We start from the raw sequence: 24638 nt of genomic DNA on the forward strand, positions 1-24638 counted from the left end.
GCCGGGCGGGTTACGCGAACTGGTCGAGCATTCCCGCCTGGTAGCCCCCGGCCGGCTGCTGGAGGACGACGTTCAGCCGGTTGAAGGCGTTGATCAGGGCGATCAGCGAGACGAGGGCGATGAGCTGCTCCTCGTCGTAGTGCTGGGCGGCGTTCGCCCAGACGTCGTCCGGGACCCCGCCCGCGCCGTCCGCTATGCGGGTGCCCTGCTCCGTCAGCTCCAGTGCCGCGCGCTCGGCGTCGGTGAAGACGGTGGCCTCCCGCCACGCCGCGATCAGGTTGAGGCGCAGCGAGGTCTCCCCGGCCGCGGCGGCCTCCTTGGTGTGCATGTCCAGGCATCCGCCGCAGCCGTTGATCTGGCTGGCGCGGATCTTCACCAGCTCCTGCGTCGCCGCGGGCAGCCCCGAGCCCGAGACGACGGCGCCCGCCGAGACGAGGTGCTTGATGAGCTTGCCGGCGGTCGGGCTGGTGAAGGCGTTGAGTCGGGCGGTCATGGTGTGCTCCTTCGGTGTCGTCCAGTCACTCAGGGGACGGAACCGGCGCGGAAGGATGTGACACGACCGGACGTGGCGGGCGTCACACCGGCCCCGGTGAGCGGGGCCGGCACGGCGTCAGCGGTGGCTCAGCACGTTGACCACCCGGCCGTCGGGGTCGCGGACGAAGAACCGCCGCACGCCCCACTCCTCGTCCTGGAGCGGGTGGACGATCTCGGCGCCGCTCGCCCGCACGACCGCGTAGGCCGCGTCCACGTCGTCCACCTCGACGCTCAGGTCGGGGACGACCGGGGCGGTCAGGTCGTGGGTCATGAGGCTGACCTGCGCCTGGGGGTGGGACGGTGAGGCGACGGTGGTGATCCAGCCCAGGTCCATGGCCTCCTCGAAGCCGAGCAGTCCGTAGAACGCCCGGCTCTCCGGCACGGCCCTCGACCGGATGTTGGGCACGACACGGCGAACGGTCATCGTCGACTCCCGAGCAGAAGGGGCCCCGCCACCGCCCACCGGGGCGCACGGCGGCGGGTCTCCGGCCCCACGGTAGTGGCCCGCCCGGACCCGCGCGCCGACCTCGCGCGGGGCGCGCGAGCAGGACGACGCTTCGACGCCGACGACGGGCCGAGGCCGGTCCGCGACCGGGGTATGTTCGATGCCCACTCCCAGTACTTCACGCCGGAGAAGGATGCCGTGTCCGCGCGCAACAGTGAGATCACCTCGGCGGAGCACCGGTGAGCCGGTCCGCGGGACCGGCCCTGACCCTCCTTCTGGCCAGTGCGCTGCTTGCCGGGTGCGGAACTCCGGGAGCGGCGGAGGACGGAGAGACCATGAACATGCAGCAAGCGGCCGAGCGTTCGGACGCCCTCCTCGACGCGACGCTGGAGAGCATCGAGCCCGCTGTTCAGTGGGCGCACGACGACACGACGCACGGAAGCTGCGACGTCACTCGGCGCCGCACGGTGATGACCGTGATCTCCGAGGCACGCCGAGGCGGCTTCCTCGGGATGGTCGAGAGGTACTGGGAGAAGAGCGGTTTCGAGATCACGTCGGTGAATCCCAGCAAGAAGTATCCGGCGATCTTCGCCCGGACGCCCGACGGGTTCGGCGTCACTGTCGAGATCGCCGACCAGGGGCAGGCCCACTTCGAGGTCAACACGCCGTGCGTGGAGAAGTCCGAGGTGCGTCCGCCGGTCTCCCCGCCGCACGGCCCCGCGTACGAGGGGGTCGAGATTCCCCGGCCGAACGTGCGCTCCCCCTTCTGGTCGGCCGGGGCGCCGGTGTCCGAGGCGTCGCCGAACGCCCGCTGACCCAGGGGCCCGCGTGCCGCGGGTGGGTCAGTGGCGTGAGCGGGCCACTCGGCGGGCGATCCGGTCGGCGTCGCGGGCTATCTCGCGGAGCATTCCGCTGATCGGGTTGGTGAAGCCGGTGAAGTAGAGGCCCGGCGCGTGGGTCGGGGTGCGGCCGCCGCGGGTCAGGGGGCGGCCCGCGGCGTCCAGGACGTCCAGGTGGCCGAGGAGGGGTTCCAGGGCGCGGTCGTAGCCGGTGGCGGCGATGACGGCGTCCGGGGTGATCCGCGCGCCGTCGGCCAGGACGACGGTGTCCCCGTCGAAGGAGGCGACCGCGGCGACCGGGACCACCCTGCCGGTGCGCACCGCCTCGACGAGGCCCACGTCCTGGACCGGGATCGCGCCCTGCCGGACGCGGGAGTACAGGCCCGTGCGGGGGCGCGGGAGGCCGTGGGCGGAGAGGTCGGGTACGGCGACGCGGGTCAGGAGCGCGCCCGCGCGGTCGACCAGCCGCACCGGCAGGCGGCGTACCAGGACGGCGGTCGCCTGGGCCGGCCAGCCCGCGGTGGAGCGGCGGACGATGTGCGGGGGCGTGCGGACCGCGATGCGTACGCGGGACGCGCCGCCCTCCGCCAGGTCCGCGGCGATCTCCGCGCCCGTGTTGCCGATGCCGACGACGAGGACGTCCCGGTCGGCGTACGGGGCCGGGTCGCGGTACTCGGCGGCGTGCACCAGGGTCCCGGTGAACGCGTCGCGGCCCGGCCAGTCGGGGATGCGCGGGGTGTGGTTGAAGCCCGTGGCGACGACGACCGCGCGGCTCCGCAGGACCCGGCCGCCGGTGGCGGTGAGCTGCCAGTCGCCCGAGCCGTCGGCGCACCGGTCGATCCGCGTCACCTCGACGCCCGTCACCACCTCCAGCTCGTGGTGGTCGGCGTACTTCTCCAGGTACCGCACCAGGTCGTCCCGGCTCACCCAGCGCCCGAACCGGCGCGGCATCCGCAGCCCCGGCAGGGCCGACCAGCGGCGGGTGGTGTGCAGGCGCAGCCGGTCGTAGTGGCCGCGCCAGGAGGCCCCGACCCGGTCCGACTTCTCCAGCACCAGCGTCCGCACCCCGCGTGCGCGGAGCGCGGCGGCGGTGGCGAGGCCGCCGGGGCCGCCGCCGATGACGTAGACGGGCCGGTCGTCCGTACGGTCGGTGACGGCGAGGGCTGCGCTACCGCCTTCGGGGGAGGGGCTGTTGGGCATGGTCCGGAGCGTATCCGCCCGCACGGTTGATGGGTCTCGGTCAAGACCGGAATCGGTTGCGAATCGGTCACGGGCCGGAGTCGGGCCCCTTCAGGGCTGCGACCAGCGCGTCCGCGCGGGCCGCCGCCGCGGCCGGCGAGTCGCCGGTCGCCGCGACCATGCCCCATCGCCGCGGCACGCAGGCCACCGCCTCCAGCAGGGCTCCGGGCTCGGCCATCGACCGTGCGGCGGCGTCCATCTGACGGAGCGTACGGTCGGCCGGGGGAAGGAAGACGCGGGTGGCCGCGTACGGTTCCGCGACGCCCCGTTCGCGGGCCCGGTCCCGGAAGGTGCGCAGGCTCTCCGCTCCGTGGGCGGAGAGGTTGAAGTCGATCGCCCCGACGACGAGCCGGTCCCCGAACGCGCCGCCGAGGCGGCCCACCGCGAAGTCGATCCCGCCGGTGACCAGCCCGCCGCTGCTGCCGTCCGCGGCGCTCCGCGGACCGTCGAAGGCCGCGCGGACGGCCTCCAGGGAGGAGCGGACGGTCCGGTACGCGTGCTCCGGGAGTCCCAGTCCGCGCCAACCGGCCTCGTCCACGTAGTCGTTGCCCCGCCAGGCGTAGCCGTCCAGCATCTGGAGCGTCAGCCCCTCGGCGACCTGCCCGTGGCGGATGTGCCCGGAGGGGACGACCGGGACGCCGGCGTCCCGCGGGGAGCCGTGCTCCGGCGAGACGGTGAGGAAGGAGACCCACGCCTCCAGCAGGTGGTCGTCGCCGACCGCGTACGCCGCTCGGGCCTCGCGGGCGAGCCGGTCGGCGTCGGCGAGGTCCAGGTTCCCCGCGATGCGCGCACCGTCGCCCGCGTCGCTCGGCTTGAGCGCGGCGCGGGCGAGCCCGTACCGGGTGCGGAGCAGGGCCGCCGCGGCGAGCACGTCGGCGACGAAGGCGTCCGGGTCGGCCCCGGCGCGCGGGATCGTGTAGCCGGGCAGGACGGGAATCGTCAGCCCGAGCCGCTGGTGGGCCCGGCTCAGGCGCTGTTCGGCGGCGAGCAGTTCGTCCGGGGGGAGCAGGAGCGCGGCGGCGGGCATCGCGCGGGCCTCGGCCACCGTGGGGTGGATGTGGTCCTTGCGGTTCCATCCGGTGGCGACCGCCGGGCTGTTGGCGTCGGTGGCCAGCTCCGCGAGCCCGGCGCGGCGGCGCAGCCAGAGCAGCAGGACCTGGGTCTCCACGTCCAGCGCGTACAGCCGGACCACCGCGTCGGGGTGGTCGCGCAGCCAGTCGACGACCTGGCCCAGGGGGGTGTCCGCGCCCGCCTCGTGGGCCTCCGCCATGAGGAGCAGGGCGTGGGTCAGGTAGTAGTGGTCCAGGTCGCCGATGTCGACGGCGGGGACGCCCCGGAGCGCGGCGGCCTCGGCCCAGGGGGCGGTGCGGCCGACGGTGAGGTCGCCGGGGGTCCCCAGATACACCGACCTGGCCTCGACGTAGGTGGTCACGTCGTGGGGTTCCTGGCCGCCCAGCAGGGCGGCCAGGTCGCCGTCGAACGCCTTGATCGAGGGCGTGGTGGTGTGCAGCAGGAGCGACGGGGCGGGTCCGCCGGACCGTGCCCGGTACGGCCGCACCACCTCGTTCGCGACCTTCGCCACGGTCTCGGTGTCCAGGCCGAGGAGGCGCTCGGCGCTCTGCGCGACGCGCGCCTCGTCCCACACCCGGTGACCGGTGAAGAAGCCTTCCCAGCGGGCCTCCCGGCCGTCGGGCGACGGGCAGGCGGACGCGGCGACGGGTGGGAGCACCGTTGACCCCTTCGGCGATTCCGGTGATGTCGGCGGTGGAAGGCCCGGCCGGGACGCGGTGGAACTCCCGGCCGGGGTACGGGCCGTCAGCGGCGGACCGTGGTGAAGACCACCGTCACGTAGGGTAGCTCGAAGGTGTTGCCGTTCTTCAGTTCCGGGAATTCGGCGGCGAGTTCGCGGATGCGTTCCTCGATCTCCCGGCGCCGTTCCGGGGGAGACGTCAGGTAATACGACCGGGACGTGATGAGCGTGAGCAGGGATTCGATCGTCTTCGGTTCGGAGTGCGGGAAGAACCCCTGCTCGACGGGGCCGAACTCCGGCCCGAAGGACGGGTCCCGCAGCCATCCGGTGAGCCACTGGTCGTCCTGGGTGCGCAGCGCCTCCAGCGCGCCGTGCAGCATGATCGCCGCGGGCGTGCTCGGGTCGGCCCCGGTGTCCTCGTCGGCGAGGATCTCCGACAGCCGGGCCGACCACGGGACCTCTTCGTCGCGGAGGTTCCAGAGGGTCGCCAGCGTCCCGCCGGGGCGCAGGACGCGCGCCATCTCGGCGTGGGCGGGCTCGTGGTCGAACCAGTGGTAGGCGTGGCTGACCAGCACCGCGTCCAGGCTGGCGTCGGGCAGCGGGATGTGCTCGGCGCTGCCGGCCAGGGCCGTGGCGCCCGGAGCGGTCGCGGTGATGCGGGCGCGCATCGCGTCGTCCGGTTCGACCGCCGAGGTCCGGTGCCCCTCGGCCGTCAGGACGCGGGTGAGCAGGCCGGTGCCCGCGCCGAGGTCGAGGACGTCCAGCGGTTCGGTCCCGAGGATCCACCGCACGCTCTCGACCGGATATCCCGGCCGCGTGCTCTCGTAGGCGCTGACGCCGTCACCGAAGGAACTGCCTCGCTGCTGCCACGCCGTCTCGTCGTTGGTCGCCGCTGCGTCCGTCATCGCGGGAGCCTCGCATTCTTCCGTCCGTAGAACATACGGAGCCGGTTCGGGTGGTAATCGGTGTGCATCGGATGGCTTTCTCCGGCGAGCGCCGCGCGAACGGCGTCGGCGGTCACGGGGGCCTGTGCGAAACCGCCGGTGTTGTGGCCCCCGGTGACGACCAGGAGGCCGCCTCGGGCGGTTCTCGCGGTCTCGAACACGGGCAGGCTCGACGCGGTCCAGGGCCGCACGCAGTACCGCCTGCTCTCCGCCAGCAGACCGGACCGCCGGGCCGCGTCGAACGCGTCGGGGAAGAACGCGGCGGCCGTGTCGTCGACCGCCGCGTGGAGCGCTTCGAGCTGGGTGGGGTCGATGTTGTGCGGATCGCCGCCCGTCCAGCCGTAACCCGACCCGACGGTGAGCAGGGGGCGGCCGTCCGGGCCCTCGGTCACGGTGACGTTGGCGTCGGCGGCGGTGTGCCCGCTCCTGCTGATCTTCAGGGAGTCGCGCAGCCCCCGGCCGGGGTCGGGGAGGGTGAGCCAGACGCCGACGACGCCGTGGATCAGCCCGTCCGAGGCCGTGCCGCGCAGCAGGGCGCCCCCGTAGGCCCCGGGGGAGAGGACGTAGTGGTCGGCCCGGACGCTCTCGCCGTCCGCGCACCTGATCCCGTCCGGGGCGCCGCCCCCGCCCGGCACGAGGCCGTCCACCGGCCGCTCCCAGTGGAACACCGCCCCGGCCCGCTCCGCGGTGTCCGCCAGGACGCCGAGGAACCGGTGCACCTGCACGGTGAACCCCTGCACCACCAGGCCGCCGACGAAGGCCCCCGCCCGGTGCGCCGCCGCCAGCGCCGGGTGGCGGGCGCTCACCCGGTCGGCGGACAGGACCTCGAAGCGGCGTGACGTCAGGGCCCGCTGGCGTGCGACGTGGGCCGCCAGGACGGCCGGGTCGCTGTAGACCCGCAGGATGCCCTCCCGCAGTCCGACCCCGTGGAACAGCGCCGGCTCGTCCCGTCGGAGCTCCTGCCAGAGCCGCTCGGCCAGCAGGTTGTACCCGAGGACGCTCTCGGTGTACGACCGGGCCAGCCAGTGCGGCACGCGGGCGTTGTCCTCGACCCAGGCCCGTTCGGCCGGGTCGAGCCGGGCCAGGTCCGCCAGGCCCCAGCCCCGGTCCTTGACGGGCCGGGCGAAGGGCACCGGCCCGCCGCCGGGGCTGCCGAAGTAGCCGTCGGCCTCGGTGAGCGTGAACATCCGGGCGTCGCCGCCGCCCCGGCTGCACCCGTACGACGTCCACGGCGCGTCGGACCGGGGGTCGGGGCCGCTGTCGTAGAACGCCACCCGGTGGCCGGCCCGGAGCAGCCGCAGCCCGGTCAGCAGGTTCACCACCCCGGCCCCCACCAGGACGACCGAGCCCGCCTCCGCGCGGGCCGGGCCGGGGCGGCGGGCGAGCGCCGGGGCGACCCGCTCGGCCAGCAGGCGGTGTTCGGCCGCGGCGAGCGCTCGGGCGTACCGTTCCGCCGCGGGCTCGTCGGCCCCGGCCGCCGGGCAGACGACCACGCGCGGCCGGGGAACGGCCGGGCCGCTTCCGGGCAGGGGGCCGTCGGGAGGAGGCACGGGCGGCGGGCGTACACCGTCCTCCTGCCCGTCCGGCGCGAGCCCGCCGCCCTCCTGGAGGAGGACGACGAGGAGGGCGCGCCCTCCCGCCGCCGCACTCCAGGCGGCCGTCTCGGCGGCGGCGGGCAGCGACCGGGTGAGCAGGACGTCCGGGCGGTCCCGAGCCAGCGCCCGGCCGCGGCGGGCGTACGCGTGGGCGGTGAGCGAGGGGCGGTGGAGCACGCTCGGATGGTTCAGCAGCGGTTCGACGGAGGACGGGACCGGGTGATCCAGCAGGACCAGCAAGAGGCCTCCTCTGCAGGCTGCTGGGTCAGTTTCCAACCGTCCCGGCGGTCAAACGCCGTACGGCGCCGGTGGCCGGATAGCGGTGGACTCCGTCTCGGGACCTCTGGCGGAACGTGCCCCACCGCCCGGAAGCGGGGCCGGCGGCATGACTGACGCACCATCAACAGGCATATGCAGTACGGTTGTTGACGCACAGCGGGGCCGCGGACCCAGGGGCGGGCGGGCCGGGAGCGGCGTCGTGCGCACGTCGGGGAAGCGGGTCCAGGTGCTCCACGCCGGAGTGGAACCGCGCCACGGGCGTGGACAGGGCGGTCGACAGCTCCAGGTCGGCCGGCGCCTCGCCGACGCACCAGCGGCTGCCGATCCCGTACGGGAGGTGCTCCCGCGCCGCCGGCCCGCCTGGCGGGGTGCGTCGTCTTCCGCGCCCTGTTCGCCCGCTGGCCGGCGCTCGCCCCGGACGGACCGCCGGCCCGCTGGCCGGCGCTCGCCCCGGACGGACCGCCGGGGGACCGGATGTCGGGACTGCTCGTACGGGCGGAGCGCTCGAACCCGGTCCGCCGGTGAGACGGCCCGGCGCGCCCGGTCACAGCCCCGGCGCGCCCCACACCGGGAACCACCGGGACAGGTCCTGCTCCACCCGCAGGTCGTCGCCGAGGACGCCCCTGACCTGGAGCTCCAGGGCGTTGTCCCGCTTGTCGGCGGCGCCGGGCAGCGGGGCGAACGGATAGAACGAGCCCCGCTTGTAGAGGTACACCAGCGCCAGCGAGCGGCCCCCGGCGTCCCGGAAGCCGATCAGCGAGCAGAGCAGGTGCGGGCCGAAGCCGCCGTCCTGGAGCAGGGTGTTGACCGCGTGCAGGTCGTTGACCAGGGCGGCCGAGTCGTCGGCCGGGTGGTCGGCGAGCAGCCAGGTGTAGCCGTACGCGTCCCGGCTGAACTCCACCGGGACGCCCCCGCGCCCCGTGTCCGCGTCCAGCAGCTCCCGCACGTCCTCCTGGAGCCGGGCGAAGCCGCCCCCCTCCACCCCCGCGAAGCAGACCGAGCCCCGGCCGGTCGGGGCGAAGCCGGTGGCCGCCTGGAGGGTGAGGGCGGCGGAGGGCACGGCGAAGAGCTGGTCGAGATCGGGGCGGACCGGTTTGCTCCGGCCGAGGATCGCGTCGAGCAGGCCCACGGGAGACGACTCCTTCTGCGTGTTTCCACGGGGCGGAACGGCGGGCCCATCGGCGGGGCGCCACCGGTCCGCTCACCGCGACAGGTCCGCGGAGATGCGGGAGAGCTGGTCCAGGCGCTGTTCCAGCGTCGGGTGCGAGGAGAACAGCCGGCTCAGGCTCTCCTTCGAGGCGAACGCCGGGACGAAGTAGAAGGCGTTGTACGGCTCCGCCTTGCGCAGGTCGCGGGTCGGGATGCGGGCCATCTGCCCGCTGACCTTCGTCAGGGCGGAGGAGAGCGCGGAGGGGCGGCCGGTGAGCAGGGCGGCGGCGCGGTCGGCGGACAGCTCGCGGTAGCGGGAGAGCAACCGGGTCAGCAGGAAGCTGACCGCGTACACCACGGCGCTGATCAGCGGGATCAGCAGCAGGAGCACGCCCGCCGGGTCGTTGCTCGGCCTGCCGCGCGCGAAGCCGCCCCACAGGGCCACACGGGTGATGACCCCCGCCATCACCCCCAGGAACGAGGCGATCGTCATGACGGCGACGTCCCGGTGCGCGACGTGCGCCAGCTCGTGCGCCAGGACGCCTTCCAGTTCTTCCGGCTCCAGGCGGCGCAGCAGCCCCGTCGTCGCGCAGACCAGGGCGGTCCTCTCGTTGCGCCCGGTGGCGAACGCGTTCGGCACGTCGCTCTCGGCGACGGCCACCCTCGGCTTGGGCAGGTCCGCCAGCGCGCAGATCCGGTCGATGGCCCCGTGCAGCTCGGGGGCCTGCTCGGGCGTGACCTCGCGGGCCCCCATGCCGTACGCCGCGATGCGGTCGCTGAACCAGAACTGGGCGACGAACAGCCCGCCCGCGATGATCAGGACGACCGGCCAGGAGCCGCGCAGGGCCGCGAGGAGCACGCCCACGAAGACGACGTAGAGCAGGCCGATCAGGAACATGGTGACGACCATGCGACCGGTCAGGCCCCGGTCGGGGGCGTAGCGGGAACGGGCTCGTGGCATGGGGCGCCTCCCAACGGCTCGCCTGTCACTCGTCGCCCCTCCCATAGTGCCCCTTTCTCGCCCGAACCGGGCGGGTCCCGTCGCGGACCGAAGCCGCCCCGCGCGCGGGGCCCGCGCCCCGCCGCGTACGCCGGGCCCGCGTGGTGTGCGGTCGCGTACGCCGGGCCCGTCGGGTGCCGCCGCGTACGCCGGGCCCGCGTGGAGTGCCGCCGCGTACGCCGGGCCCGCGTCCCCGCCCGTCGTGTGCGGCCGCGTACGCCGGACGCGCGCCCCTTCGTGTCGAAGCCGCCCGGCGTGAGCCGGCCCGCCGCCGCTCAGGGCCAGAGCAGCTCCCGCCTCCAGTCCTCGGCCCCGGTGCGGCGGTAGCGCAGCCGTACGTGCCGCCGCCTCGCGTCGCCCTGGTAGAACTCCACCTCGGCCGGTTCGACCACGTACCGCGTCCAGGTCGGGGCCTCGGCGTCCGGGTCCGTCCGGGCCCGCTCCCAGGCCGCGTCCGCCGCCCGGTGCAGCTCCGCCACCGAGCCGACGGGCTCGCTCTGCGCCCCGGTCAGGGCGGCGGCCAGGGCCCCGGTGGAGCGGGCGCGCAGATCGGCGCGGCTCTCGGCGGGGGTGCAGGGGGCGACCGGGCCCCGGACGCGCACCTGCCGCCCCCGCGTCGCCCAGGAGAAGTTGAGCGCGGCGTACGGGCGGGCGGCGAGCTGGCAGCCCTTGGCGCTGGTGGCGTGGGTGGCGAAGTGCCAGCCCCGCTCGTCCGCGTCGTGCAGCACCAGCGCGCGTACGTCGGGGAGGCCCGCCGCGTCGGCGGTGGCCAGGTGCATGGTGTGCGGCTCGGGCTGCCCGGCGGCGACGGCCTCGGCGAACCAGGCGTGGAACAGGGGCAGCGGCGTCGGCGGCGCGGCGGCCGGATCGAAGGCGGGCAGGTCGGCGTCCCGGACGCGTTGGGCGTGCAGGAGGTCGAGGAAGGCGCGGTGGCCGGGCGTATCGCTCATGGGGCCATTGCACCGCAGGACGCGTCCGCGCGGCCCCCCTGCCCGGCGGGTGCGGGAACGCCGACGGCGGACCACGGGCGGGATGCGCGGTGGTCCGCCGTCGGCGAGACAGGACGGGGGCGGCCCGGCGGGAGGCCGCCCGGCGAGGGGGGCGGTGCCGGGCGGGCTACTTCGCCGGCTTCTTGCCGGTGATGCCGAGATGCACCAACAGGGCGAGGTTGGGCTTGAGTTCGGCCTGCTTCACCCCCCAGGTGGTGAAGCCCTTCTGGTGCGAGGCGACCCCGGCCAGCATCACGACCAGGGAGCCCGCCACCGCCGCCGGGCTGACGTCCTTGTCGACCTTGCCCTTGCTCTGCAACTCCTTCACGGAGTCGGCGAGGGAGCCGGTGACGGAGTTCAGGATCTTCATGCGGATCTTGTAGAACCGCTTGTCCCCCTCGGCCGCGCCCAGGTCGATCACCCGGAGGATCGCTTCGTTGTGCCGCCAGAAGTCGAGGAATCCCTCGACCAGTTGCTCGGACGTCTGCCAGCCGGCCTTGCCGACCCAGGAGCGCCCGGCGACCAGTTCGGTCAGGCCGGCGCCCTCCTTGGCGACCTCCTCGGCGAGGTCGAGGACGGCGCCTTCGACGTCGGGGAAGTACTGGTAGAAAGTCGCGGGTGAAGTCCCCGCCTTCCGGGCGACGTCGATGACTTTGACGTCCCGGTACGGCGAGGAGCTGAGCATCTCGCTGAGACAGTCGAGCAGCTTCTGCCGCGTCGCCTGACCGCGTCGACCGGCCACGCGGCCGTCGACGGTGCGCACTTGTCCTGTCATGCCGTCAGCTTACCGACGGGGGGTGGGAGCGCGATTCGGCCGACTGCAAATGGGGAACGCCCCAGGATCGGCGGGGTGCGCACGGGCAGAGGCGATGCTTTTCGGCCAGGGGTTACGGGGGTGGCGGAGCCGGAAGCGCCGCGCGGCGAAAGTGTTATCAACAGCCTGTGGACAACACCGGTGGACAACTTCCGTCCCCCTCAAGCGTCCGGCCCTCGCCCCTCGGGCGCATGTTCCCGCCGGACGCGTCCGGCGGACGCCGGGGCGCGCGGCACCCGCCCCGACGCTACGTTGACTGTGACGGGCGTCACTGCTACGGAAGGACCCGGTCCCATGGCCGCATTCGCCCACTCCGCTCCGTGCTGGGCGGACGTGCAGCTCTCCGACCTGGAAGCGGGCAAGCGCTTCTACGGCGGACTCTTCGGCTGGACCTTCCGGGCGGGCGACGGGATGCCCTTCGCGGACGCGCTCAGCGACGGCCGCCTGGTCGCGGGACTCGCCGCCAAGAAGGACGGACGGCTGCCCACCGCCTGGGGCGTCCACTTCGCCACCGACGACATCCGGGCCACCGTCGCCTCGGTCCGCGAACACGGCGGCCAGGTGATCACCGAACCGGTCCGGGCCGGTCGGGCCGCGATCACGGCGCAGGCCGCCGACCCCGGCGGCGCGGTCTTCGGCCTCTGGCAGGCCGAGGAGCGCGGCGGCTTCGAGAAGCGGAACGAACCCGACTCCTTCTGCTGGACCGAGGTGTACACCCGCCTGCCGGAGCGGGTGGACCCCTTCTACGAGCAGGTCCTCGGCTTCCGCGCCACCGACCCGGACGCACCGGGCCGCAACGTCCGCGACGCCGCGGAGGCGCTGGTCGACTTCCGGGTGTGGACCCCCGAGGGCGCCGGACCGGGACCGGGCACGGCGGTCGGCGGCCGCAGCGTCATCACGGACGCGCTCCCGGCCGAGATGCCGAGCCACTTCCTCGTCTACTTCGCCGTCGCCGACTGCGACGCCACCGCCGAACGCGCCGTACGGCTCGGCGGCCGGATCACCCGGCCGCCCGCCACCGTCCCGTACGGCCGGACGGCGGTCCTCCACGACGACCAGGGGGCCGCCTTCGCGGTGCTCCAGCCCGACGGACCGCTCCCCTAGCCCGCCGCGAGGGGCCGCCACCGCAGGAGCCCGCAGCCCCTCCGGACCCGGCCCCGCCCGCTCCCCGTGCGCGGGCGGCCCCGGACCGGGAGCGGGCCGCGCCGCCCCCCGAGGGTCGGGCCGCCCCCACCGGGCCGGTCGCGGTCCCGAAGACCGCCCTTATGCACAGGAATCCGGCAGCGGCGCGCGACACCCGTCCGCCCCGGTTCGCAACCGGGGCCCGCGCCAGGAAGAATCAGGGTGCGCGCCGCCAGGTGAGGCCCGGTGGTGAGACGCTGAGCAGGGCGGGAATCGACCGGGCGGTAATAAGCGGACCTCGTCGCCGAGGTCCGTACGGGGAGGTGGCAGGTACGTGGTGGAGCAGCTTACGCAGCACGACCCGAGACGGATCGGCCCGTTCGAGGTGCTCGGACGGCTCGGCGCCGGCGGCATGGGGCTGGTCTATCTGGCCCGCTCGGCGTCCGGGCGGCGGGTGGCGATCAAGACCGTGCGGACCGAGTTGGCCGAGGACCAGTTGTTCCGCGTCCGGTTCACGCGCGAGGTCGAGGCCGCCCGCGCCGTCAGCGGGTTCTACACCGCGGCCGTGGTCGACGCCGATCCGCGCGCGGCGGTGCCCTGGCTCGCCACCGCCTACGTGCCCGCGCCCTCGCTCGAGGAGATAGTCAGCGAGTGCGGGCCCATGCCGACCCAGGCCGTGCGCTGGCTGGCCGCCGGCATCGCGGAGGCCCTGCAGTCCATCCACGGGGCGGGCCTCGTCCACCGGGACCTCAAGCCGTCCAACGTCCTCGTCGTCGAGGACGGGCCCCGCGTGATCGACTTCGGCATCGCGTCCGGCGTCTCCAACACCCGCCTGACCATGACGAACGTCGCCGTCGGCACCCCCGCCTACATGTCGCCCGAGCAGGCCCGCGACTCCCGCAGCGTCACCGGGGCCAGCGACGTCTTCTCGCTGGGCTCCACGCTCGTCTTCGCCGCCACCGGGCACGCCCCCTACCGGGGCGCCAACCCGGTCGAGACCGTGTTCATGCTCCTGCGGGAGAGCCCCGACACCGAGGGGCTGCCCGAGGACCTGCGGCCGCTGATCGAGTCCTGTATGCAGAAGGACCCCGCCCAGCGCCCCACCCCCGCCGACCTCCAGGCCCAGCTCGCCCCGCACCTCTTCGCCGCCGGCGGCGACGACAGCGGGACCGCCTCCGCCTGGCTGCCGACCTCGGCGACCGCGATGATCGAGCGCCGCCGGGGCGGCGGACGCACCGCCCAGCCCGCCGTGCTCACGCCCCCGCCCCCGCCGTCGCGGCCGCCGGGGGCCCCGGCCCACGGTGACACCGCCTGGCGCGGCGGGGGCGAGCTGAGCTCGCCCTCCCCGCTCACCCCGCCCGTGTCCCAGGCGGTGGCGCCGCCCTCCGACGCCGGGCCGGTCCACCTGCCCGGCGCCAAGGCCCCGATCGGCCCCGGACCGCGTGCGGGGGAGGGGCGCGGGGCCGCCGCCGCGCACCCGGCCGCCGCGACCGGCTGGGTGCGCCCGCCCGGCGGGCTGAACGCCACGACGGCCCCGGCCGCGCCCGTCCCGGCGCCGGCCCCCGCCCCCGACGCCGCGCCCGCCGCCCCGGACCGCTGGCGGCCCTGGCGGTTCCGCATGTCCAACGACGTGTGGGGGACGCCCGTCGTCTCCGGTGACCTGCTGTACGTGACGTCCTTCGAGGTCCACGCGCTGGACGTGGGCAACGGGCGGCGCCAGTTCAAGACCCGCGACGTGGCCTGGGCGATGGCCGTCGAGGGCGGCCGCATCCACGCGTCGGACGGCCCGTCGCTGTACGCCCTGGACGCCCTGACCGGCGACGAGCGCTGGCGGGTCCGGAGCGACGCGTGGGTGTACGCGGTCAAGGTCGACCGGGGCACGGTCCTGACCGCCACCCGCGGCGGCGGCGTCCAGGGCCGCGAGGCGTCCAACGGCGAGATGCTGTGGGAGGTCACCGGCGCGCAGAGCGACTTCGAGACGGCGGAGGCCGGCCCGGTCATCCACGACGGGACCGTGTACGTCTGGCAGGACGCCCGGCTCCGCGCGCTGGACGCCCGCACCGGCATCGAGCGCTGGTCGTACCCCATCGGCGACACCGCCTCCTGCGGCGGCGTCCCGGTCCGGGTCACCCCCGCGCCCGACGGCTTCGTCTACGTCGCGGCGGGCACCCGCGTCGTGGCGATGGAGACCGGCTCGGGCCGGGTGCGCTGGCACTTCGAGGCCCCGGCCGTCTTCCTGTCGCCGCCCGCGTTCGCGCCCGGCCCCGCGGTGACCGGCGGCGGGGTGTACCTCGCGGACTACCTCGGCACGGTGTACGCGCTGGACGCGACGACCGGCAAGGACCGCTGGCGGATCGCCACGGAGGCCCGCGCCTCCATCGAACCGGTGCTGGTCGCGGTGGGCAACGTGCACGTCGGCAGCGGCAGCGCGCTCTACACCCTGGACGCGGTCACCGGCACCCCGAAGTGGCGCTTCGCGGCGGGCGGCGACGTGGTCGGCGCACCGGTCGTGGCCGAGGGCCGGGTGCACTTCGGCTCCGCCGACCACGTGCTGTACACCCTGGACGCGGCGGGCGGCCAGTTGCGGTGGAAGCTCGCCACCGGCGGCGAGATCACGGGCTCGCCGGTCGTGCAGGCGGGCGTCGTCTACGCGTGCAGCAAGGACCGCTGCGTCTACGCCCTGGACGCGCTCAAGGGCACCGGCACCGGCAACAGGGCCCGCGCCTGACCGGGCCCGTCACCCCTGCGGGGGAGGCGGCGGATGCGGCGGGTGCACGGGGTCGCGGGGGTCGGACTCCGGGGGCGTGGGGGGCTCGCGGGGGTCGGGGCCGGTGTACGGCTCCGGCTCGGGCTCCGGCTCCGGCGACGTGTGCACGGACATCCCCGGCTCGCGGGTGGGCGGCCAGACGTCGGCGTCCTCCGGCCCCGGCGCCGCGTACGGCCGCACCGGCCCGCGCCGTCGGACCCGCGCGCGCCGGACGGAGCGCCGCCCGGCCCGCCACGCGCGGAGCGGGCCCAGCACGGCGGCCGCCGCCCCGGTGAGGACGGCGAGGGCGGCCAGGACGTTGCGGATCATCGTCGCCTCCCACGGCGTACGCGGACAGCCCCCGGCCTCGACGCTACGCCCGGACGATCACCCCTGCCACGCGGCCCGGCCCCGCGCTCCCGGCCGGCGGGGCCCCCGGCACGCGGGAGGGGCCCGAGCTCGTCCCCCGGCTCGGGCCCCTCACACTCTCCCCCGTACAGCGGTCGCGGCGGCTCCCCCTCGGCGTCGCCGCGACCGCTTCCCCCGTCCCCCCTCGGAAATGGTCTAGGCGGGTTCGCCCGTGGCGTGGTTGTCGAGCGGCTGGGCCACCTCGCCGGTGGCGTGGCCGTCCAGCGGCTTCAGCACCCCGCCGGTGGCGTGGTTGTCGAGCGGCTGGGCCACTCCACCGGTGGCGTGGTTGTCGAGCGGCTCGATGACCGGCTTCTTCTTCGCATCGCTCATAGCGTTCTCAGCTCCCTGAATAGCTGTGCTCGGACGGGACGGGCCCGCCCGGCAACTCCCCCGTGGGTCGCCGGGCGGATGACATCTGGCCGTTCAACGTACCGTTGCGGCCAACGCCGGCCCGTCTGCCCCCCGACGCGACGGATCGACTGGTACGAGAATCGCGGGCCGCGATAAACGAATGATGAACGCGCGCCGCGGTCTCAGGCGGGCAGCGTCGAGGACATCAGCGTCCGCACGGCCGCCGCCTCGGGCGAGTCGAGCGCCTCGAAGATGTCCAGCGCCTCACGCCAGCACACCTGCGCCCGGCCCGGCTGCCCTATCCCGCTCAGGGCCTGGCCCAGGACGGTCAGCACGTTGCCGCGCCGCCACTCCCCGCCGATGCCGCGCAGGACGACGAGCGCCTGTTCGGCCTTGGCGGCGGCCTGCGCCGGGACCCCGGCCGCCAGGTCCACCTCCGCCAGGCGGAACGTCGCCATGCCCTCCCACAGCCGCTGCCGGCTGTCCCGGAAGACGGCCAGCGCCTCGTGCAACTGGTCGGTCGCGTCGGCGTACGCCCCGGTCCGGGTCAGCGCCAGCCCCAGAGCGTACCGCCCGTTCGCCCCGCGCAGCGCGTGGCCCAGCGCGTCGTAGATGTCGATGCCCCGCTGCGCGAGGGCCACCGCGCTCGCGGTGTGCCCCATCGCGAGGTGGATGCGGGAGAGGTTGCACAGGGCGCTCGCCTCGCCCGGCCGGTTGCCGTCGGCGCGGAAACGGGCGATGGCCTGCTTGAGGTGGGCCTCGCCGTCCGCGTGGCGGTTCTGGTACACCGCGATGACGCCGAGGTCGTTGGGGGCCCAGCAGCTCGCCAGCGGGTCGTTCACCGCGCGGGCGAGCCGCAGGGCGCGCTGGGCGTCCCGCTCGGCCTGGTCGAACCGGCCGGCGACCAGCCGGGCGTTGGTGAGCGTGATCAGGGCGCGGCCCTCGGCCCACGCGTCGCCGCTGGACCGGGCCAGGTCGCGCATGGTGATCGCCGCGGCCTCGTACTGCTTGGAGTTGGCCCCCGACTCCGCGAGGTCCTTGGTGGCCCACAGCAGATCGACGGCCCGGCGCACCGCCCCCGCCGACGACGTCTGGCGTACGCAGGCCAGAAGCGCGTTGGCCTCCGTGTACAGCCAGTCCTGCGCGCTGTGCCGGTCGGCGAAGCCCAGGCCGGGGTACTGGGTCGGCTCGCGGTGGTCCGTCAGCCGGTCGCCCGGCCGCTCCAGCGCGTACACCCCCACGGCCGTGGCGAGGTAGAAGTCCAGCAGCCGCGACAGCGCCCCCTCCCGTGCGCGCGGCTCCTCGTCGCGCTCCGCGCACGCACGCGCGTAGAGCCGCACCAGGTCGTGGTAGCGGTAGCGGCCCGGAGCGGCCGACTCCACCAGACTCGTGTCGACCAGGGCCTCCAGGAGGTCCTCCGCCGCGTGCGGCTCCAGGTCCAGCAGGGCCGCCGCCGCGGCGAGGGAGACGTCGGGGCCGTCCGCGAGGCCCAGCAGGCGGAAGGCGCGGGCCTGGGCCGGCTCCAGTTGGCCGTAGCCGAGTTCGAACGTGGCCTTCACCGCGAGGTCGCCCGCCTGCAGCTCGTCCAGGCGGCGGCGCTCGTCCGCGAGCTTGGCGGCGAGGACGGAGACCGTCCAGGTGCGGCGGGCGGCGAGCCGGGAGGCGGCGATGCGGATCGCCAGGGGGAGGAAGCCGCACGCGGCCACCACGTCCAGCGCGGCCTCGCGCTCCGCGGTGACCCGCTCGGCGCCCACGATCCGGGTGAAGAGCTGCAGCGCCTCCTCCGGCGACATCACGTCCAGGTCCACCAGGTGCGCCCCGGCCAGGTCCACCATCCGCACCCGGCTCGTCACCAGGGCCGCGCACCCCGGCGTGCCGGGCAGCAGCGGGCGGATCTGGGCGGCGTCGTGCGCGTTGTCCAGGAGGATCAGGACGCGGCGGCCGTCCAGCGTCGAGCGGTAGAGCGCGGCCCGTTCGTCCAGCGTGTCCGGGATCGCCGAGTCCGGGGTCCCGAGCGCGCGCAGGAACGAGCCGAGCACCGTCTCCGGTTCGGCGGCCCTGGCCCCGGCCCCCTGGAGGTCGACGTAGAGCTGGCCGTCCGGGAAGTGCGGGCGGGCCTGGTGGGCGACGTGCACCGCCAGGGTCGTCTTGCCGACCCCGCCGATCCCGGCCACCGCGGAGACGGCCATCACCGGGCTCGCGGCGGTGGCGAGCCGGTCGCCCAGCTCGGTCACGAACGCGGACCGGCCGGTGAAGTCGGGCACCGTCGCCGGGAGCTGGGCGGGCCGGCGCGGGGTGGCGGCCGGGGCCGCCTCGTCGGCGGGGCGGGCCAGCTCCTCGTCGGCCCGCAGGATGCGCTGCTGGAGCTGGGACAGCTCGGGGCGCGGGTCCACGCCCAGCTCCTCCGCGAGGAGCCGGCGGGTGTCGGCGTACACGGCGAGCGCCTCGGCCTGCCGGCCGCTGCGGTAGAGGGCCACCATCAGCAGCTCGCGCAACCGCTCGCGCAGCGGGTGCGCCGCGGTGAGCGCGGTCAGTTCGGAGACGGCCTCGGCGTGGCAGCCGACCTCCAGGTCCAGGTCGAGCCGGGTCTCGGTGAGTGACAGGCGCCACTCCTCCAGCCGGGTGCGCTGGTTCTCCGCGTACGGGCCGGGCACCGAGGCCAGCGCCTCGCCGTCCCACAGTCCCAGCACCTTGGTGATCAGGGCGCGGGCCTGCCCGCGGTCGCCGCTCGCGCGGGCCTTCTCGGCCTCGGCGGCGAGGTCCTGCGCCAGGGTGAGGTCGAGCGCGCCGCGCTCGACGTGGAGCGCGTACCCGCCCGACTCGGTGACCAGCGCGTCGGGCCCCAGGATCTTGCGCAACCGGGAGGCGTACGTCCGGATGGTGGCGAGCGCCTGCGAGGGCGGGTCCTCCCCCCAGAACGCGTCGATCAGCTCGCCCGCGGTGGCGGTGCGCCCCTCGCGCAGCAACAGGGCGGTCAGCAGGGCGCGTTGCTGGGGCGATCCGGGGGGCAGGGCTTCCGCGCCCCGCCAGGCCCGTACGGGTCCGAGCACGGTGAACCTCAGGGCGCCGGCCGTACCCGGTTTCTCCGGAGCACGCTGCTCCGGTACGCGCACGCGTGGCCCGTCGTCACGGTCCATTGATGCCCCCTGTCCTGCTCGCCTGCCGGTCCCGCTCGTCCGCGGCCCTGCCCGTGCCGCCCGCGCCCGCATGGCCGCCTGTGCCTCGTGGCGCGAGATGCCTCCGGATGGCTCGGTACCGCTGGTATCGCGCTCAACAGTCTGCCTTGTCGCGGGCGGGCGCGTCAGCAGTGGGCGACGCTCCGCACCGGCCCCGGGCAACGATCGGGGAACGGCGGGGCCCGTACGGACGCTGACGGAACGTCAACCGGGAGCGCCGGCGACCCCCCCCACGGGCAGGAGCCCCGCTCCCCCGCCGATGCGGGGGAGCGGGGCTCCTTGGGTACTGCGAGAAACGGCCGCGATCGGCCGACCCAGGGCAACTAGACCGGGGTGACGTTCTCAGCCTGCGGACCCTTGGGTCCCTGAGTGACGTCGAAGTTCACGACCTGGTTCTCCTCGAGGGAGCGGAACCCGGACGCGTTGATCGCGGAGTAGTGAACGAAGACATCCGGGCCGCCGCCGTCCTGGGCGATGAAGCCGAAGCCCTTTTCAGCGTTGAACCACTTGACGGTTCCGGTAGCCATAAGCCCTCCTTGGGCCAAAGGGTTGCCCTGCTCCAGAACCTGCAAACAAGTCTGAATACTACAAAAGCCTGCGGGTTACATGCTCCGCAGGCTCTGTACTGCAAGGGAAACCAAACTGCAACTTGCGGACGAGCCTAGCACGCGGCCTCCGGCGAGCGGTAGAGGGAAAGATCACCTCACTCGAATGTTTGACGGCCCTGTCGGCCGTTTCGCCGCACCGGCCCGCGGCGGCCGCGCAAGGGCGTGCGACGAGGGGGGCGTACGGCCGGGAGAGGGGGCGCGACGCCCCGGTGGCGGTGGTGCGCGGGGGCGGGTCTAGCCTCGCGATGTGGACAATTCAACCGTCTCCCCCCGCTCAGGCGACGACCGTCGCAGCCGGCCCCGCGTCGGCCACATCCAGTTCCTGAACTGCCTGCCGCTGTACTGGGGCCTGGCGCGGACGGGGACCCTGCTCGACCTGGAGCTGTCCAAGGACACCCCGGAGCGGCTGAGCGAGCAGTTGATCAGGGGGGACCTGGACATCGGCCCGGTCACCCTCGTCGAGTACCTGCGCAACGCCGACGACCTGGTGGCCTTCCCCGACATCGCGGTCGGCTGCGACGGCCCCGTCATGTCCTGCGTGATCGTCTCCCAGCGCCCGCTGGAGGAGCTCGACCGGGCCCGCGTGGCGCTCGGCTCCACCTCCCGCACCTCCGTGCGCCTGGCCCAACTCCTCCTCGCCGAGCGCTACGGGGTGCGGCCCGACTACTACACCTGCCCGCCCGACCTGGGGCTGATGATGCGGGAGGCCGAGGCCGCCGTGCTCATCGGCGACGCCGCGCTCCGCGCCAACCTGCACGACGCCCCCCGGCTGGGGCTCCAGGTCCACGACCTGGGGCAGATGTGGAAGGAGTGGACGGGGCTGCCGTTCGTCTTCGCCGTCTGGGCGGCCCGCAAGGACTTCCTGGCCGCGCGGCCCGAGGAGACGGCCCAGGTCCACGAGGCGTTCCTCGCCTCCCGCGACCTCTCGCTGGAGGAGGTCGCCAAGGTCGCGGAGCAGGCGGCCCGCTGGGAGACCTTCGACGCGCAGGTGCTGGAGCGGTACTTCACGACGCTGGACTTCCGCTTCGGCCCCGACCAGTTGGCCGGCGTCCGCGAGTTCGCCCGCCGGACGGGCCGCGACACCGGATATCCGGCGGACGTCCACGTGGAGCTGCTCGGCGGCTGAGCCGGGGCCGGGCGGGGAATGAACGGCGAATGCGCCGCGTTCGCGTTTCGGCCGCCGGGCGCTGTGCGCGCCGCGCCTTGTACGGGTGCGGGGGGCGGAATAGCGCGGGGCGCGGAATAGGGCGTGACGGAACGCCGATGAAGGGGTGAACTCCGCCGGACTTCCCACGTCCCCGCCGACTTCCCGGCCCGCGCGGCGGCGTTTCCCGACACGCGCCCGCCGCACTTCCCCGCACCTTCCGCCGGGCCTTGCCGACGGTGCCGAACCCCGCGCGGAAGCCGCCGATTCCGGCGGAACTCCGCGGGGGGACACCGCGCATTCGCGCCTTTCCCCCGGCGTTGCGGGACAGCCCTTAGGCTTCGGTCCGAGTCCGGACCGTCCACGGGGTTCACAGGGGGAGTCCATATGCAACCGCTGGAAGCGGGCGAACCGCACACCATCGGTTCCTACCGGTTGCTCGGCAGGCTCGGCGCGGGCGGCATGGGCCGGGTCTACCTCGGCCGCAGCGCCGGCGGCCGCACGGTCGCGGTCAAGGTCGTGCACCCCCACTTCGCCCTCGACGAGCAGTTCCGCGCCCGGTTCCGGCGCGAGGTGGAGTCCGCGCGGTCCATCGGCGCGCAGTGGACGGCCCCCGTGCTGGACGCGGACCCGGACGCGCCGGTGCCCTGGGTCGCGACCGGGTACGTGGCCGGCCCGCCGCTCTCCCAGGCCGTCGCCGAGCACGGCCCGCTGCCCGAGTACGCCGTACGCGCCCTCGGCGCGGGCCTCGCCGAGGCCCTCGCGGCCGTCCACGGCCAGGACATCGTCCACCGCGACGTGAAGCCCTCCAACGTGCTGCTCGCCCTCGACGGCCCCCGGCTGATCGACTTCGGCATCGCCCGCGCGCTCGGCGCGACCGTCTCCCTCACCTCCACCGGGGTCTCCGTCGGCTCGCCCGGCTACATGGCGCCCGAGCAGATCCGCGGCCGGGACGTCACGGGCGCGGCGGACGTCTTCTCGCTGGGCGCGGTCCTCGCGTACGCGGCGACGGGCGCGGCCCCCTTCTCCGGCGACTCCTCCGCGGTGCTCCTCTACAAGGTCGTCCACGAGGAACCCGAGCTGGGCGACCTGGCGGGCGAGCTGCGCGAGGTGGTCACCGGGTGCCTGGCCAAGGAGCCCGAGGCGCGCCCCGCCCCGGCCGACCTCGCCCGCGCGCTCGCCCCCGGCGGGGCGGCGGCGCTGGTGGCGGGCGGCTGGCTGCCGGGCGGGCTGGTGCGCGAGTTGAGCCGGTCCGCCGTGGCGCTGCTGGACCTGGAGCCGCAGGAGGGGCCGGTGCGCTCGGGGCCGGTGCCGTTCAGCAGCGCGTCGCTGGGCGCGCCGCCGGGCACGCCCCCGCCGGGCGCGGGCGCCGGACCCGGCGACGGCCGCCCCGGCTTCGGGCCGCAGGAGCCCCCCGAGCCGCGGCCCGTGGGCCTCGGGGCGTTCGGCCCGCCGGCCGCGCCCCCGCGCGACGGGCCCTACGGGACCCCGCCCGGCGTGGGAGGCGCGTCCGGGCTGCCGGGGCAGCGGCACGGCGACCCCCGGTTCTCGGTGAGCATCGGCGGCGAGAGCCGGCGTACGCCGGGGGAGCGCGGGAGCCGCCGGGTGAGCTGCACGGTCGCTCTGGCCGTGGCCGGCGCGTTCGCGGTCGTCGCCCTCGGGTCGGGGCTGCTCGACGGCTTCCTGCCGGGCGGCGAGGGCGAGCGGGGCAAGGACAACGACACCGCGGCCGGCCGCCCGTCCGCCTCCGTCTCCCCGCCCGCCGCCGAGCGGCCGGAGCCCACCGCATCCGACGGCCCGTCCGACGGGGGCGGGCCCCCGGTCGGCGCGTTGCCGAAGGCGTTCGTCGGCGCGTGGGAGGGCCCGGTCACCGAGCGGACGACCGGCCAGCCGCACGGCACCCTCACCGCCGTCTTCACCGAGGGGCGGCGCGGGGAGCGGGTCGTCCGGATGAGCACGACCATCTCCCAGCTCGGGGTCTCCGTCACCTGCAACAGCGTCGGCGCCCTCACCTCCGCCACCGCGCGGGAGCTGAGGATCCGCGAGCGCACCGACCCGGACCGCCCCAGCACGCCGGGGCTGTGCACCGGCGGCGAGGCGGACCTGGTCTTCCGCCTGGTCGGCGACGGGACGCTCGACTACCGCTCCGAGGAACGGGCCGCGGGCCTCCCGCGGGGGCGGCTCACCCGGTCCGGCGGCTGACCGCGCGGGGGGCTGGCGTAGGCTGGATCGGTCCGAGGATCGTGAGAGAACCGCCGAAAGGTGACAGCCCGGTGACCGAGAAGGCCGACCTCCAGCCCGTCCTCGACCGAGCCGCCGAGGGCGGTCGGATCACCCCGCAGGAGGCGCTGGACCTCTACCGGTCCGCGCCGCTGCACGCGCTGGGCGCCGCCGCCGACGCCGTACGCCGCCGCCGCTACGCCGGTACGGAGCACATCGCGACGTACATCATCGAGCGCAACATCAACTACACCAACGTGTGCGTGACGGCCTGCAAGTTCTGCGCCTTCTACGCCCCGCCCAAGGACACCGCCAAGGGCTGGACCCGCGACCTCGACGACATCCTGCGCCGCTGCGCGGAGACCGTGGAGCTGGGCGGCACCCAGATCATGTTCCAGGGCGGCCACCACCCGGACTTCGGCGTCGAGTACTACGAGGAGCACTTCTCCGCGATCAAGAAGGCGTTCCCGCAGTTGGTGATCCACTCGCTGGGCGCGTCCGAGATCGAGCACATGGCCCGGATCTCCGGGGTCTCCGCCGAGGAGGCCATCCGCCGCATCCACGCCGCCGGCCTCGACTCCTTCGCCGGCGCGGGCGCCGAGCTGCTGCCCGCCCGCCCGCGCACCGCCATCGCCCCGCTCAAGGAGTCCGGCGAACGGTGGCTGGAGATCATGGAGATCGCGCACGGCCTGGGCGTCGAGTCCACCTCCACCATGCTGATGGGCACCGGCGAGACCAACGCCGAGCGCATCGAGCACCTGCGGATGATCCGGGACGTCCAGGACCGCACGGGCGGCTTCCGCGCCTTCATCCCGTACACCTACCAGCCGGAGAACAACAAGCTGAAGGGGCAGACGCAGGCCACCCTCTTCGAGTACCTGCGGATGATCGCCATCGCGCGGCTCTTCCTCGACAACGTCGCCCACATCCAGGGCTCCTGGCTGACCACCGGCAAGGAGGTCGGCCAGCTCTCCCTGCACTACGGCGCGGACGACCTCGGCTCGATCATGCTGGAGGAGAACGTCGTCTCCTCCGCCGGGGCGAAGCACCGCTCCAACCGGCTGGAGATCATCGACCTGATCCGCAAGGCGGACCGGGTCCCCGCCCAGCGCGCCACCACCTACGAGCACCTCGTCGTCCACGACGACCCGGCGAACGACCCGGTCGACGAGCGCGTGGTCTCGCACATCTCCTCCACCGCGATCGAGGGCGGCACGGCCCACCCGGAGCTGAAGCTCCTCGACGCCCACTAGGGCCGCGCGCCCGCCTCGGGCCGGGGCGCG

20 protein-coding genes are annotated in these 24638 nt (G+C 75.0%); 6 read left to right on the forward strand and 14 right to left on the reverse strand.

Annotated features, from left to right (window positions below):
• Window positions 1-10: 10 nt before the first annotated feature.
• Both ACZ6EJ_RS01900 and ACZ6EJ_RS01905 read right to left on the reverse strand, forming a co-directional pair.
• Complete coding sequence (locus tag ACZ6EJ_RS01900; protein ID WP_469263803.1) at window positions 11-493, reverse strand: carboxymuconolactone decarboxylase family protein; 483 nt, start codon at window positions 491-493, stop codon at window positions 11-13.
• A gap of 117 nt (window positions 494-610) precedes the next feature.
• Window positions 611-958, reverse strand: a complete 348-nt coding sequence (locus ACZ6EJ_RS01905; RefSeq protein ID WP_469263804.1) for a VOC family protein — start codon at window positions 956-958, stop codon at window positions 611-613.
• A 356-nt stretch (window positions 959-1314) separates the two neighbouring features.
• Here ACZ6EJ_RS01905 and ACZ6EJ_RS01910 point away from each other — a divergent pair, with 356 nt between their 5' ends.
• Entirely contained in the window at window positions 1315-1794 is a 480-nt protein-coding gene (locus ACZ6EJ_RS01910; RefSeq protein ID WP_469263805.1) for a hypothetical protein, read from the forward strand.
• 27 nt (window positions 1795-1821) lie between these two features.
• Here ACZ6EJ_RS01910 and ACZ6EJ_RS01915 read toward each other — a convergent pair whose 3' ends face one another.
• The 8 genes from ACZ6EJ_RS01915 to ACZ6EJ_RS01950 all read right to left on the reverse strand — a co-directional run bounded on the left by ACZ6EJ_RS01915 (window position 1822) and on the right by ACZ6EJ_RS01950 (window position 11538).
• Window positions 1822-3018 carry a flavin-containing monooxygenase gene (locus tag ACZ6EJ_RS01915; protein ID WP_469263806.1) on the reverse strand — a complete coding sequence of 399 codons (1197 nt, stop codon included), beginning with the start codon at window positions 3016-3018 and terminating at the stop codon, window positions 1822-1824.
• 67 nt (window positions 3019-3085) lie between these two features.
• Window positions 3086-4786, reverse strand: a complete 1701-nt coding sequence (locus ACZ6EJ_RS01920) for a hypothetical protein (protein WP_469263807.1) — start codon at window positions 4784-4786, stop codon at window positions 3086-3088.
• An 86-nt stretch (window positions 4787-4872) separates the two neighbouring features.
• Window positions 4873-5712 (reverse strand): class I SAM-dependent methyltransferase, encoded by an 840-nt coding sequence (locus tag ACZ6EJ_RS01925; protein ID WP_469263808.1) that lies wholly within the window; start codon window positions 5710-5712, stop codon window positions 4873-4875.
• Window positions 5709-7586 (reverse strand): NAD(P)/FAD-dependent oxidoreductase, encoded by a 1878-nt coding sequence (locus ACZ6EJ_RS01930; RefSeq protein WP_469263810.1) that lies wholly within the window; start codon window positions 7584-7586, stop codon window positions 5709-5711. The genes ACZ6EJ_RS01925 and ACZ6EJ_RS01930 overlap by 4 nt, the downstream gene beginning before the upstream one ends.
• Window positions 7587-8169: 583 nt before the next feature.
• Window positions 8170-8754: a PspA-associated protein PspAB gene (gene pspAB / locus ACZ6EJ_RS01935; RefSeq protein WP_469263811.1), complete on the reverse strand. Its 585-nt coding sequence runs from the start codon at window positions 8752-8754 to the stop codon at window positions 8170-8172.
• 72 nt (window positions 8755-8826) lie between these two features.
• Window positions 8827-9735, reverse strand: coding sequence for a zinc metalloprotease HtpX (htpX, locus tag ACZ6EJ_RS01940; RefSeq protein WP_469263812.1), 909 nt, complete (start codon window positions 9733-9735; stop codon window positions 8827-8829).
• Between the two features lie 314 nt (window positions 9736-10049).
• Complete coding sequence (locus tag ACZ6EJ_RS01945; RefSeq protein ID WP_469263814.1) at window positions 10050-10724, reverse strand: pyridoxine/pyridoxamine 5'-phosphate oxidase; 675 nt, start codon at window positions 10722-10724, stop codon at window positions 10050-10052.
• A 166-nt stretch (window positions 10725-10890) separates the two neighbouring features.
• A complete protein-coding gene (locus ACZ6EJ_RS01950; RefSeq protein ID WP_469263815.1) occupies window positions 10891-11538 on the reverse strand; it encodes a TetR family transcriptional regulator in 648 nt (215 codons plus the stop codon).
• 333 nt (window positions 11539-11871) lie between these two features.
• Between ACZ6EJ_RS01950 and ACZ6EJ_RS01955 the strand changes: the two genes are divergently transcribed.
• Window positions 11872-12681 (forward strand): VOC family protein, encoded by an 810-nt coding sequence (locus ACZ6EJ_RS01955; RefSeq protein ID WP_469263817.1) that lies wholly within the window; start codon window positions 11872-11874, stop codon window positions 12679-12681.
• A gap of 352 nt (window positions 12682-13033) precedes the next feature.
• Window positions 13034-15427 carry a protein serine/threonine kinase AfsK gene (gene afsK, locus ACZ6EJ_RS01960; protein WP_469263819.1) on the forward strand — a complete coding sequence of 798 codons (2394 nt, stop codon included), beginning with the start codon at window positions 13034-13036 and terminating at the stop codon, window positions 15425-15427.
• Between the two features lie 9 nt (window positions 15428-15436).
• On the opposite strand, the gene ACZ6EJ_RS01965 is transcribed toward afsK, so the two are convergent.
• From ACZ6EJ_RS01965 to ACZ6EJ_RS01980, 4 genes are all read right to left on the reverse strand, one after another.
• The gene (locus ACZ6EJ_RS01965) at window positions 15437-15775 is read right to left on the reverse strand and encodes a hypothetical protein (RefSeq protein ID WP_469263820.1); all 339 of its coding nucleotides are present in this window, start codon (window positions 15773-15775) and stop codon (window positions 15437-15439) included.
• Window positions 15776-16009: 234 nt separating this feature from the next.
• Window positions 16010-16186 (reverse strand): hypothetical protein, encoded by a 177-nt coding sequence (locus ACZ6EJ_RS01970; protein WP_469263822.1) that lies wholly within the window; start codon window positions 16184-16186, stop codon window positions 16010-16012.
• A 203-nt stretch (window positions 16187-16389) separates the two neighbouring features.
• Window positions 16390-19344, reverse strand: coding sequence for an SARP-family global regulator AfsR (gene afsR, locus ACZ6EJ_RS01975; RefSeq protein ID WP_469263823.1), 2955 nt, complete (start codon window positions 19342-19344; stop codon window positions 16390-16392).
• A gap of 362 nt (window positions 19345-19706) precedes the next feature.
• On the reverse strand, window positions 19707-19910 hold the full coding sequence (locus ACZ6EJ_RS01980) for a cold-shock protein (protein ID WP_327176284.1): 204 nt from the start codon (window positions 19908-19910) through the stop codon (window positions 19707-19709).
• A gap of 328 nt (window positions 19911-20238) precedes the next feature.
• Between ACZ6EJ_RS01980 and ACZ6EJ_RS01985 the strand changes: the two genes are divergently transcribed.
• The 3 genes from ACZ6EJ_RS01985 (at window position 20239) to mqnC (ending at window position 24608) form a co-directional block, all read left to right on the forward strand.
• A complete protein-coding gene (locus tag ACZ6EJ_RS01985) occupies window positions 20239-21117 on the forward strand; it encodes a menaquinone biosynthetic enzyme MqnA/MqnD family protein (RefSeq protein WP_469263825.1) in 879 nt (292 codons plus the stop codon).
• Between the two features lie 405 nt (window positions 21118-21522).
• Window positions 21523-23337: a serine/threonine-protein kinase gene (locus ACZ6EJ_RS01990; RefSeq protein WP_469263826.1), complete on the forward strand. Its 1815-nt coding sequence runs from the start codon at window positions 21523-21525 to the stop codon at window positions 23335-23337.
• A 71-nt stretch (window positions 23338-23408) separates the two neighbouring features.
• On the forward strand, window positions 23409-24608 hold the full coding sequence (gene mqnC / locus ACZ6EJ_RS01995) for a cyclic dehypoxanthinyl futalosine synthase (protein WP_469263827.1): 1200 nt from the start codon (window positions 23409-23411) through the stop codon (window positions 24606-24608).
• The last annotated feature ends 30 nt before the right edge of the window (window positions 24609-24638 follow it).

It is taken from the genome of Streptomyces sp. NPDC041970, assembly GCF_055588985.1.